General features: G+C 34.0%; 13 protein-coding genes. 5 read left to right on the top strand and 8 right to left on the bottom strand.

The window, feature by feature from the left end; genetic code table 11:
• Positions 1-81 precede the first annotated feature (81 nt).
• Positions 82-1,185 (top strand): alanine dehydrogenase, encoded by a 1,104-nt coding sequence (gene ald, locus H5V42_RS04915; protein WP_185782268.1) that lies wholly within the window; start codon positions 82-84, stop codon positions 1,183-1,185.
• Between the two features lie 163 nt (positions 1,186-1,348).
• Positions 1,349-2,044, top strand: coding sequence for a zinc metallopeptidase (locus H5V42_RS04910; protein ID WP_185782012.1), 696 nt, complete (start codon positions 1,349-1,351; stop codon positions 2,042-2,044).
• A gap of 58 nt (positions 2,045-2,102) precedes the next feature.
• On the opposite strand, the gene H5V42_RS04905 is transcribed toward H5V42_RS04910, so the two are convergent.
• From H5V42_RS04905 to H5V42_RS04885, 5 genes are all read right to left on the bottom strand, one after another.
• The gene (locus H5V42_RS04905; protein ID WP_185782011.1) at positions 2,103-3,080 is read right to left on the bottom strand and encodes a lipid A-modifier LpxR family protein; all 978 of its coding nucleotides are present in this window, start codon (positions 3,078-3,080) and stop codon (positions 2,103-2,105) included.
• Positions 3,073-3,591: a ferritin gene (locus H5V42_RS04900; protein ID WP_185782010.1), complete on the bottom strand. Its 519-nt coding sequence runs from the start codon at positions 3,589-3,591 to the stop codon at positions 3,073-3,075. The genes H5V42_RS04905 and H5V42_RS04900 overlap by 8 nt, the downstream gene beginning before the upstream one ends.
• A gap of 96 nt (positions 3,592-3,687) precedes the next feature.
• The gene (locus H5V42_RS04895; protein ID WP_185782009.1) at positions 3,688-4,008 is read right to left on the bottom strand and encodes a hypothetical protein; all 321 of its coding nucleotides are present in this window, start codon (positions 4,006-4,008) and stop codon (positions 3,688-3,690) included.
• A gap of 36 nt (positions 4,009-4,044) precedes the next feature.
• The gene (locus H5V42_RS04890; protein ID WP_185782008.1) at positions 4,045-4,515 is read right to left on the bottom strand and encodes an Lrp/AsnC ligand binding domain-containing protein; all 471 of its coding nucleotides are present in this window, start codon (positions 4,513-4,515) and stop codon (positions 4,045-4,047) included.
• A gap of 47 nt (positions 4,516-4,562) precedes the next feature.
• Positions 4,563-5,936 carry a saccharopine dehydrogenase family protein gene (locus tag H5V42_RS04885; RefSeq protein ID WP_185782007.1) on the bottom strand — a complete coding sequence of 458 codons (1,374 nt, stop codon included), beginning with the start codon at positions 5,934-5,936 and terminating at the stop codon, positions 4,563-4,565.
• A 73-nt stretch (positions 5,937-6,009) separates the two neighbouring features.
• On the opposite strand from H5V42_RS04885, the gene H5V42_RS04880 reads away from it, so the two are divergent.
• The 3 genes from H5V42_RS04880 (at position 6,010) to H5V42_RS04870 (ending at position 8,795) form a co-directional block, all read left to right on the top strand.
• Entirely contained in the window at positions 6,010-6,390 is a 381-nt protein-coding gene (locus H5V42_RS04880) for a DUF423 domain-containing protein (RefSeq protein ID WP_185782006.1), read from the top strand.
• Between the two features lie 80 nt (positions 6,391-6,470).
• Positions 6,471-8,087 (top strand): phosphoenolpyruvate carboxykinase (ATP), encoded by a 1,617-nt coding sequence (pckA, locus tag H5V42_RS04875; protein ID WP_185782005.1) that lies wholly within the window; start codon positions 6,471-6,473, stop codon positions 8,085-8,087.
• A gap of 108 nt (positions 8,088-8,195) precedes the next feature.
• The gene (locus H5V42_RS04870) at positions 8,196-8,795 is read left to right on the top strand and encodes a helix-hairpin-helix domain-containing protein (RefSeq protein ID WP_185782004.1); all 600 of its coding nucleotides are present in this window, start codon (positions 8,196-8,198) and stop codon (positions 8,793-8,795) included.
• 43 nt (positions 8,796-8,838) lie between these two features.
• Here the strand turns inward: H5V42_RS04870 and H5V42_RS04865 are convergent, their stop codons facing one another.
• Genes H5V42_RS04865 through H5V42_RS04855 form a run of 3 tightly spaced genes read right to left on the bottom strand, consistent with a single transcriptional unit; the run spans position 8,839 to position 11,904 of the window.
• A complete protein-coding gene (locus tag H5V42_RS04865) occupies positions 8,839-9,582 on the bottom strand; it encodes a uroporphyrinogen-III synthase (RefSeq protein ID WP_185782003.1) in 744 nt (247 codons plus the stop codon).
• A 5-nt stretch (positions 9,583-9,587) separates the two neighbouring features.
• A complete protein-coding gene (locus H5V42_RS04860) occupies positions 9,588-10,244 on the bottom strand; it encodes a DUF4271 domain-containing protein (protein ID WP_185782002.1) in 657 nt (218 codons plus the stop codon).
• Positions 10,228-11,904 carry an ArnT family glycosyltransferase gene (locus H5V42_RS04855; RefSeq protein ID WP_185782001.1) on the bottom strand — a complete coding sequence of 559 codons (1,677 nt, stop codon included), beginning with the start codon at positions 11,902-11,904 and terminating at the stop codon, positions 10,228-10,230. Before H5V42_RS04855 ends, H5V42_RS04860 begins: the two co-directional genes overlap by 17 nt.
• Positions 11,905-11,924: the final 20 nt, after the last annotated feature.

Below are 11,924 nucleotides of genomic sequence, written 5' to 3'. Positions count from 1 at the left end.
TTTACCCTACATTTTGTCGAGTATATTGTTTTAAAGTTTATTTTTGAACCAGTTTTGATGCACAAACAAAAACAAAACGAAATGATAGTAGGTGTTCCAAAAGAAATAAAGAACAATGAAAGCAGAGTGGGTATGACTCCCTCTGGCGTTTTTGAATTGGTAAAAAACAACCATACAGTGTATGTGCAAGCAAGCGCGGGTGAGGGAAGTGGATTTTTTGACAAAGATTATCAAGAAGCAGGTGCTCAGATTCTAGATACTATAGGTCAGATATATGCTATAAGTGATATGATTGTAAAGGTTAAAGAACCCATCGACGAAGAGTATGGTCTCATAAAAAAAGGACAAGTGGTTTTTACTTATTTTCATTTTGCCTCGAGTGAACCCTTGACCAAAGCTATGATTGACAGCAAATCCATCTGTATAGCTTATGAAACGGTTGAAGATGAAGATGGGTCTTTACCTTTATTAACACCAATGTCTGAGGTTGCAGGTAGAATGGCAATTCAGCAAGGTGCTAAATATTTAGAAAAACCAGAAAAAGGTCGTGGTGTATTATTGGGCGGGGTGCCAGGAGTTGCTCCTGGTAAAGTGTTAGTATTAGGTGCGGGTACTGTAGGTATTCAGGCCGCTAAAATGGCGGCAGGACTTGGAGCTCATGTAACTATTATGGATGTTAACATGAAAAGGTTGCGTTATGTTAATGATGTAATGCCTAATCATGTAGTTACAGATTACTCTACAGAACTTAGTATAAGAAATCATATTAAAACACACGATTTAATTATAGGTGGTGTACTACTCAAAGGTAAAAAAGCACCTAACCTAATTACTCGTGACATGTTAAAAGAAATGCGTCCAGGTACAGTGATTGTAGATGTTGCTGTAGATCAAGGTGGGTGTGTAGAAACTACAAGAGCAACAACGCATCAAGAGCCTGTTTATGTAATAGATGATGTAGTTCACTATTGTGTGGCAAACATGCCAGGAGCAGTGCCATATACCTCTACTATAGCGTTGACAAATGTAACCTTACCATATGTTTTAAAATTGGCAAATCAAGGTTGGCAAGCAGCATGTAGGCAAGATAAGTCTTTAGAAAAAGGTTTAAATGTTGTAGAGGGTAAAATAATATATAAAGAAATTATAGAGGCTTTTAATTGGAATGAGCCCGTATTGGTATAGAAGATTTTCGGTTTAGTTTTATAGTTAATTCAGTCAAAAGGGGCCCATGTTAATTCATGGGCCTTTTTTTTACAGTTGTCTTTTTGTCAGATTTCAGTTAAAAAAAGAATTGGCTAGATTTTTGTTATATAATAGTATATTTAAAAGGTAAAAATTAAACACTATGACAGGATATTATATATTAATCGGTGCAATAGCGCTAATAAGCTGGTTAGTTAGTTCACGATTAAAAAGTAAGTTCAAGCATTATTCAAAGGTTCATTTACAAAACGGAATGAGCGGAGCTGAGATAGCTCAAAAAATGTTAGACGACCATGGTATACGAGATGTAAAGGTTATTTCTACACCTGGTAGATTAACTGACCATTATAATCCTAAAAACAAAACGGTAAACTTAAGTGAAGCTGTTTACAGTCAAAGAAACGCAGCTGCAGCAGCTGTGGCAGCTCACGAGGTTGGTCACGCTGTACAGCATGCACAAGCATATGAATGGTTAACCATGCGTTCAAAATTAGTACCGGTTGTTAGCGTTACTTCTGGTATGTCTACCTGGGTAGTATTTGGCGGACTTGCCTTAGGGGCAGCTGCAGGAGTAGGAATGGGCTATTGGATAGCTGTTGCTGGTTTAGTAATGATGGCAGCTGCAACACTATTTAGTTTTATTACTTTACCTGTAGAATATGATGCTAGTAAAAGAGCCTTAGTCTGGTTACAGCAAAAAAATATGGTGACCCAACAAGAATATAAAGGTTCAGAAGACGCATTAAAATGGGCAGCTAGAACATATTTAGTTGCTGCAATAGGGTCTTTAGCTACCTTGGTATATTGGGGCTTACAAGTATTAGGGGGTAGAGACTAATTACTTTTAGTTCCCTTAAAAATTATGGCCGGTATGTTTTGGATACTGGCTTTTTTTATTAAAAAGCTAAAGCATAGCCAAGTTTAAAATAGATGTGTTTGTCTGCTAGCGGTGTTTCTTTGGTATTATAGCGAATACCTACTTTAAAATCATTTTTATTAAAACGATGATTAAAGTCAAATCCACCAATGAAGAGATATTTGGCGCTTTCAGTGGTAAAGCTAGAGGTTGTGTTGAATCCATTGCCTTGAATTAAACCATTGTAGAAAACACTCCGATAAGCAAAACGAAGTGAAAAGTAAATTTCACGATTATTACTACCCAATCGATTATAGGCAATACTATTTTTGAGTTCGTTACGTCGACCAAAATAGAAAACACCTTCCGGTTGAATGTAGATGTCTCTTGAGCCAGCAGCAAGTTTAGGTGTAAACGCCATAAATATTCCAAATGGGTTTGGGGCTATCTTCCATTCAAAAACATGTTGGTAATAGATATTTAAGTGAAACGAGTTGTTGAGTTCATCTATCCATAATGGAGAATCAGAAATAGCCACGGCCTTATGATACCACTTTTGAAGTTGACCAGCTCCACTAGCGGGTCCAGCTAAACCTACTAAAACAGCTACGTTGCTCATCTGATTTTTAAATGGTGCAGACCATTTAGTGGTAACCCCGAGAAAACCAGCATAGGGTCTATCAAAATCGTTAACATCAGTTGAAAGTGTATATTTCGGCGTATACATTTCTTGAGCTAAACTAAATTCTAGTTGTTCTGCTGGAGTAACTAGTGTATTCTTAAGAAGTTTTCTGTAGGTTAAAAACAAGCCAGAAGAATAATACCGGTCTGTAACTACAAAAAAGTCATTGTCATGACCAATTTCTATTTGATTTTTATATTGTTTTTCAGGATAGGTTAATTGGCCGTAAATATTGAATTGAAAGAAAAAAAGACATAAAAAAAGGTAAGCAGTTATGGTTTTATATTCATAACTGCTTACCCTAATTTGTAAACTTTTTGGAATAGAACTATTCAATCCAATCAGCTACTTTATCATCTATCATTTGTTTGCCAACACCTTCCATGCCAGTAAGTTCAATCATGTCAACAATATCACGAACCGTATTTTCTTCTTCTACTTGCTCTAATATAAACCAATCTAAAAAGCGTTCTGTTGTAATATCTAGAGATTGTCTAGCTTTTTTGACAATGTTCTTTATAGATTCTGTAACCTTAACTTCATGTTCTAAGGCAGATTCAAATACTTCTAAAATTGAAGAAAATTCATGATTAATTCCTGTTACTTCTGGCGAAATAGGATTACCACCTACATCTACCAAAAAATGAAAAATCTTCATCATGTGCTCACGTTCTTCTTCTGATTGTTTAAAAAAGAATTTAGCGCTGGTAAAAAAACCATTTTGTTCACACCAAGATGCCATGGCTAAGTATGTGGCAGAGGCGTGTGCCTCCATTTTTATTTGGTTGTTAAGCAAATCCATAGACTCAACTTGTATGCTTAACTGTTGTCTTGCAATATCTTTCATTGTTTCCAATTTTGAAATATAAAAATACAAAATGCAAACCCAAAAAAGTACTACGGGTTCTACTTTGTAAATGATTTAAGACTTAATATAAATTAATTATAACGAAACGGGAACGTATTTTTGTGAAAGTCCCATAGCGGCAAAACTATTGTGCACTAATCTTACTAAATCTATCACCTGTTCAATGCTAAGAACAAAAAGGTGTTCGTTGTTGCAAAGGGTTAACATATGTAAACCATGCTTGTTTACTTCGCTATCAAAAAGTAAATCTAACTGAATGGCATTCACTTTTTCTCTAAGTGCAAGCATTTGACAAAAGTTGAGCTTAACAACTTTTTGTCCAAAATCTACATGAAACAAACGTTTAGTTTCAGATTGATGAACCGAATAATATGTTGACTTTTCTAATAAAAGCATGAACGCAAATATAATGCTTATTTAGACTGAATCAAGTTAAATTTCAATTTGTCGGTCTATTTGTTGGTTTAAAGAAATAAAGGTTTCAGTTCTTGATACCCCTTCAATTTGTTGAATCTTTTTGTTTAAGACATGCATAAGGTGCTCGTTATCTTTACATAACACTTTTATTAAAATAGACCAGTTACCTGTAGTATAATGACACTCTAATACCTCGGGGATTTTTTCTAATGCCTTTACGGCTTTTGGGTTACTCATTGCTCTATCTAAATAAATGCCAATATAAGCCATGGTTGAATATCCAAGAACTCTAGGATTCACCACAAATTTGGAGCCTGCAATTAGACCAGAAGATTCTAATTTTCGTAAACGTTGATGAATAGCAGCACCAGAAATTCCAATGTTTCGGGCAATTTCTAAGATTGGTTTTCTGGCATCATCCATTAAGTATCTTAGAATTTTCTTGTCGATTCCGTCTATTTTTATTGTTGTGTTCGAAGATTTCATCTTTAGCTTTCAAATTATAACTAAAGATAGCAAACTACAATCAATTGTTAACTTGCTACTGAGTCAGGATTATAACCTAAATACGGTACTTCGAACTCATTAAAAATGATATCGTACTTTTTAAGTTCATTGAGAATAGGTTCATACACTTCTTTGGTAATAGGTATTTGAACGCCAGGTTTGGTAATTTTTTTATTGAGTATTTGCAGGGTGGCTATAGCAACGGGTAACCCAACAGTTTTAGACATAGCAGTATGAGATTTATTTTCGCCTAAAACCACCATGTTGGCATCTATTTGTTTCTTTACTCCGTTTAGTTCATAACCAAATTTATGGTACATCACAATCATGTCTTTTTCATTGCTACCAAGTGTCCAGCTATTTTCCAAAATAGTTTGTAAACATTGTGCAGGTGTAGCGTTTTCAATGGTAATTTTTTTAGAAGGGCTGAACAAATCGAGTTCTTCTAATTTTTCCCACATAATATCATCTTGATCAATTTTAAGGTAATGTCTTAGTTTTAATTCAACAGAATCTGTAGGGGAGTATGGTAAAAACAGATTTACAAATTCTCTGTAAGACATACCGTTTGTATTCTCAATCTGATAAGAATCATCTGTCATTCCTAATTGTACAAACATATTCCATGCTTTTGAAAATCCTACTCTACGCATAGTGCCTCTATAAAGAGTTAACGCATTAGTTAACCCATAAGCTTCTCTATACTTTAATGAGTCTCTGTTAGCATAGCCTTCAAATTTTCCATACCCAGCTATATCTAAAAATTCTGTACGTCTGAATAGTTTGTGGTAAGGAATGTATTTATAAGTACCCTCTTGTATAAATTTTGCAGCACCGCCCTGACCGGCTAACACCACATTTCTTGGATTCCATGTAAATTTATAATTCCATAGGTTATTATCATTTTCAGGTGCTACTAATCCACCTGTAAAAGATTCAAAAAGCAGTATTTTACCGCCTTTAGCACGTATTCTATCAATAACTTCCATGGCACTCATATGGTCAATACCAGGGTCAAGACCAATTTCATTCATAAAAACAAGACCTTTCTTTTTAACTTCCTCATCTAGTTTTAAGAGATCATTGCTTACATAAGAAGCGGTTATGAGGTTTTTATTAAATGTTAAACAATCTTGTGCTACTATTAAATGCATACGGGCAGGAAGCATAGAAACCACAATGTCCGCCTTTTCAATGCAAATATTTCTGGCATTAACATCTGTAATATCTAGTTTAACAGGATTACAATTTTTATGATTTCTAATATGTTCAGGCAGGTTGTCTGGGTTTAAATCAGCTATGGTAATGTAAAGTTGCTCCTCTTCTGATTTATCAAAAAAGTAATCAAGTAAATGAGCAGTAGATTTACCAGCTCCAATAACTAATATATTTCTAGACATAGGTGTATTTTTGTTTTCAGAGTTCTAAAATAGCAACTTGTTATATTTTCTAATAAAAAGACGATAAAAAGTTATGAATAAAACAATTTTAATTACAGGATTAGTCTTTGGCATACTTGCTGTGGTTTTGGGTGCTTTTGGAGCACACGGACTCAAAAAAGTACTATCACCAGAAGAATTAAACACCTTTGAGACAGGGGTAAAGTATCAAATGTATCATGCTTTATTTTTAATTTTTTTAAGTGTATTAACTTTAAATGAAGTAGCTAAAAAGCCAGTTTATATTCTTATAACTTTAGGTGTAATCTTGTTTTCTTTTTCAATTTATCTACTAGCAACCAACAATTTAACTGCCTTTGATTTTAGAAAAATCGGAATTATCACTCCAATAGGTGGTACAATGTTAATAGGAGGATGGGGTTATTTACTATTTCGCATTTTAACCAATAATTAATGTTATAAATCCAAAATTAAAGGGCTGTACTGTTAAAAATCTATAGTTTTGTAGTAACTAAACTTCAAATTATATTTTACATGGCAAATTCTGCCCAGACTTCGAAAACGATTTCGTTAAAAACTTACGGAATTACTCACGAAAACATTAAATACCAATTAACCTCAAACGAACTACATCAAGAAATACTCGATAAAGACTTAGGAAAAGAGTCTTCTCTTGGTGCAATTGCTATCAATACAGGAGAATTTACCGGTCGTTCTCCTAAAGACCGATTTATTGTAAAAGATGCAATAACTAAGGAGAAAATTTGGTGGGGAGATATTAATATACCTTTTGAACCAGAAGCGTTTGATAAGTTATATGATAAGGTAATTTCTTATTTAAACAATAAAGAATTATACGTTAGAGATGCTTATGCATGCGCTGATGCAAACTATAAATTGAATCTAAGGGTAATCAATGAATACCCATGGTCAAATATGTTTGCATACAACATGTTTTTAAGACCTACCGAAGCTGAACTAGACAATTTTGAACCCGAATGGACGGTGGTTAACGCTCCTGGTTTTATGGCTAATGCAGAAGAAGATGGCACTAGACAACACAATTTTGCCATTTTGAACTTTACTAGAAAAATTGCGCTTATTGGTGGAACTGGCTATACCGGTGAAATTAAGAAAGGTATTTTTTCAGCTTTAAACTTTATTTTACCAACATTTAAGAATGTATTGCCTATGCATTGTTCTGCCAATGTAGGCGAAGATGGTGATACCGCTATATTCTTTGGGCTTTCAGGTACAGGTAAAACCACACTTTCTACAGACCCAAATAGAAAGCTGATTGGAGATGATGAACATGGTTGGACACCAGATAATTCTGTTTTTAATTTTGAAGGTGGTTGCTATGCCAAAGTAATTAACCTATCTGCAGAAAAAGAACCAGAAATCTATGGCGCAATTAAAAAAGGGGCCATTTTAGAAAATGTGATTATGGATGATAGTGGTAATGTAAATTTTGCAGATACTTCTATAACTCAGAATACGCGAGTTAGCTATCCCATCTATCATATAGAAAATATTCAAGAACCTTCGATTGGTGAAAACGTAAAAAATATTTTCTTTTTAACAGCAGATGCATTTGGTGTGCTACCTCCAATTTCAAAATTAACGCCATCACAGGCGGCATACCATTTTATTTCTGGGTATACTGCAAAAGTTGCAGGTACAGAAGCAGGTGTTGTAGAGCCGCAACCCTCTTTTTCAGCATGTTTTGGTGCACCATTTATGCCATTGCATCCTACGGTTTATGCTGAAATGTTAAGCAAGAAGATGAAAAAATCTGGGGTTGATGTATGGTTAATTAATACTGGTTGGACCGGTGGACCTTATGGAGTTGGTACGCGTATGGAACTTAAATACACCAGAGCAATGATAAGCGCAGCGTTAAGTGGTGAATTAGGTCTGTATAGCTACGATAATTATCACATACATTCAGTTTTTGGGGTAGCACAACCAAGAGAATGTCCGGGTGTGCCTACGAAGGTATTAAGTCCAAGAGCTACTTGGAATGATGACCAAGCGTATTACACAACGGCATTTAAGTTATCTAATGCGTTTAGAAATAATTTTAAAAAGTTTGAGGCCTACGCTAGTGAAGAAATAAGACGAGGAGGTCCGCAGCGATACGCTTTTTAGTATTATTTGAGTTGTGTGGAATTGTAAAAGCTTACAATTATTTTACTCAAATAGTTGATTGCGTGTTAATTGTAATAGTACTTTTGTTTGTAATCTAATCCACATATTATGGCACTTAAAAAAAATATTACTAAAGATGGTAAACATACTGAGGTTACCTTTAAGCTAGACCCAAATAACATTCCGTCAGAATCAGATATATTCCTAATTGGAGACTTCAATAATTGGAGAATGGCAGATGAAGATTTTAAAATGGAAAAGAAAAGGGGTTCTTATGTTAGAAAGGTAACTTTAAAAAATGGTAGTAAATATGAATTTAGGTATGTAAACTTAGATTTTACTTGGTTTAATGACGATGCCGCAGATTCTTATGTACCATCGCCTTTTCACGGAATTGATAATAGTGTAGTTGATTTAACAAATGTGGTTAAACCTAAAAGGGCGGTTAAAAAATCTAATAAAGAAGATTTAACAAAAATTGAAGGAATAGGTCCTAAAATTGCTGGTTTGCTGGCAGAAAACGGAATAAATACCTTTAAACTGTTAAGTGAAGCAAAGGTAAAAACCTTAGCTACAATTTTGGAGAATGCAGGTTCAAGATATCGCATGCACAAACCAAACTCATGGCCTAAACAGGCTAAACTTGCCCATCAAGGTAAGTGGGATGAGTTGAAAAAGTTACAAGATAAATTGGATGGAGGTAAGTAAAAGAGCATAAAAAAACCCAACTTTTTAAGTTGGGTTTTTTAATTTATTTGTTGGCGTCAGAAATGTACTTCTGCAATGCCATTGTCATCGACGGTGTTTCTGGTGTCGGAGCCTGAATGTCTATTCGTAAACCAGCAGTCGTGGCTGCTTTAACAGTACTATTACCAAAGACCGCTATTCTTGTATTGTTTTGTTCAAAATCTGGAAAGTTTTGAAGTAATGATTCTATACCAGAAGGACTAAAGAAAACAAGAATGTCATAATACACATTTCTTAAATCAGAAAGGTCGCTAATAACAGTTTTATAAAAAACACCTCTTATCCAATCTAATTTTAAATCGTCTAAAACCTTAGGAACGTCTGCTTTTAAAACATCTGATGATGGTAATAAAAACTTTTCGTCTTTATATTTTTTAAACATTGGAGTAAGATCACTGAACAACCGTTTACCAACATAAATTTTACGCTTACGGTAAACCACATACTTTTGAAGGTAATAGGCAACCGCTTCAGACTGGCAGAAATATTTCATACTGTCTGGAACTTTAAAACGCATTTCTTCAGCAATTCTAAAGAAATGGTCCACAGAATTACGACTAGTTAAAATTATAGCCGTAAATTGAGATAAATCAATCTTTTGCTCACGTACTTGCTTTGCAGGAACACCTTCTACATGAATAAAAGGTCTAAAATCAACTTTTACCTTTTCCTTGTCAATAAGTCGTGAGTAAGGAGAGTTTTCCATTTTCGGTTCTGGTTGTGAAACCAAAATCGTCTTTACTTTCATCTGTTTCAACCTTTTAGATAGCTACCAAAAATTACTAGGGGTGCAATTTCAAGTGCGCAAAGGTACAAAATAAAATACAACAAGTGAGACTTAATATAGATTTGATGGGTTTTTATTGTATTAACTAATCCTACAATATTTAGTAGAAAAATAAGCCCAATAATGAGGTATACCACAGTTACAGATTCTGGTAATACATACGCCAAAATAATGTTTCCTACACAGGCTATAAGGGCACTATAATTAAAATAAGATTGTTTGTTGAAAATATATTCTAAAATTCGGTTTTCAATATTAAAAATATAACCAGTTAAAAGCTGTAAAATCAACTTAACCATTACAAAAAAGAAGAGACATAAAAGCAAATACCAGAGCAAGTCTTTTAATTCTAAGTATTGATTAGCAGTAAAAACTTTAATAGTTAAATACCCGAAAATTGAAAAGTTAAGAAGTTGAAAAGCTGTATTTAGTAAATGAAACCAAGAAATTAGTTTTCCTTTTTTATTGTGAATGGTTAAGTATTTGTTGTTTACAGGAAGAATTATATAAACTCCAAATTTATTTTTGTCAAAAATTTTAGCTCCTGCAAAGGCGCATAGCGAAACAAATAACAATAGTGTTACCAGGTCAAGATTTTGAATCTGTCTAGTTATTGCCTCCACCAGATACTAGTTTATAGGGTTTACTGTTTATTCCAGGAAAAAGATTATTCTCTAAAATGCCAAATCTAATATATTCAAAATCGTTTTCTGGCAGACTAGGTATATTTACATGCACTGTAGTAGTATCTTGTTTTAATAGCAGCTGTGAATATTCTTTGTTGAGTTCTAATGGATAAGATTTTTGCATTTTCTTATACCCATCTGTAAATCCACCGTAAAATTTCAAAGAATCTACAGGTATATCAACCTTGTAAGGATTATAAATCTTTATTTCAATAGGGTTTACGTCTAGTAAAACCTCATCTTCTGGAATAATTACTTTTAATTTTCGGTAAGAAGTAAAATTGTCGATAAAAGTTCCATTAAACGAACTACTATCCTTATACATTACTTTAAAATCTTTTGCAGGATAATGCGGAGAAATATACGCCACTCTTTTGGCCTGAAAGTAGTTTTCAGAATCATCAAGCGCATATTGATTGTAACGATAAAACAGATTGTTTAAACTGAAAGAAGGTTGACCAGCGTAAAAACTAAACATTGATGCTCTACGGTAACTATTCTCGAAAATTACTGCTGCGCCGTCCGCCTTTTCTAAAATACGTTCAGTAAATGCTTTATTACCATGGGTCTCAAAAACCTTTGGTAATAAGGGTTGGTAAATGAGCCAAACTCTAGCATACAATAGAAGTAATAAACTGGCTATTCCTAAACGAAACGTCCAAATTCTTGCTTTTGTATTTTGTAGTAACCAATTGTAGGTTAGTACTGTTAACGGTATACAAAGGGCAATAACCCATTGGGCTTGAGAACGTCTATTAAATGTTGAAATAAAGAAAAACAGAATAAACCCTACACTTAAGTAAACTAGTGCTTTAGTGTATTTATCTGTGATTTTAGTTTTATAAAGTGCCCAATAAACAAAAGGAAAAAGCAATCCAAAATTTGCAATAAGGTTTACTAGATAGCCTAGGGTATTTCCTGTAAAAGTGTATGCTTGATTGGGTCTTTCGTAAATATGAAAAAATATAGTAACCCAATCGTTTTTATTTAGCCAAATAAAGTGTGGCACAAAACTTAATAAAGCTACACTAACAGCGGCCCATGCATACTTATTTTTTAAAAGAGAAATATTAGAAAGTAGCACAAAAATTATGATTAAAGCTGCATGGTACTTACTATACATCATGGCAGCCATTACAATGCCCATTACAAGGGCTTTAGTCCAAGATGGTTCTACTAAAAACCGTTTATAGATTAGTAAAAAAAGCGCTGAGAAAAATAGCAATGGGGTGTCTGGTAGTGTAAAAAAACCGTAGGCATTGAGTAAAGGCATAGCAAAGACTAAAAGAAAGAACAAGGGTATGTTTTTGTTTTTGTCTTTATGGTCTATTTGTAACCATAGTAATGCTAATGTACCCACGCTGAATACGGTGGTAACCAATCTAACCCCTAATTCACCAGTAGCTATCCAGCTACTTAGCTTAATCATGCCCGCTATCATTGGCGGATGGTCAAAATAACCCCATGCCATATGTTGAGCATAGTACCAATAATAGGCTTCATCATAAATCAACTGTGTAAAATTGCTTTGTAGAAGGTTGATTAAAAACAGTAATCCCAAGAGTAATAGAAAAAGCCGAGGGAAGTATTTCTGCATGGTTGATTTAATTTAAAGTA

The sequence above is a fragment of the Croceivirga lutea genome (assembly GCF_014235875.1).
GTDB lineage: Bacteria > Bacteroidota > Bacteroidia > Flavobacteriales > Flavobacteriaceae > Croceivirga > Croceivirga lutea.
Note: the sequence above shows the minus strand (reverse complement) of the source record. Positions and strands in the feature narration are given on the sequence as shown.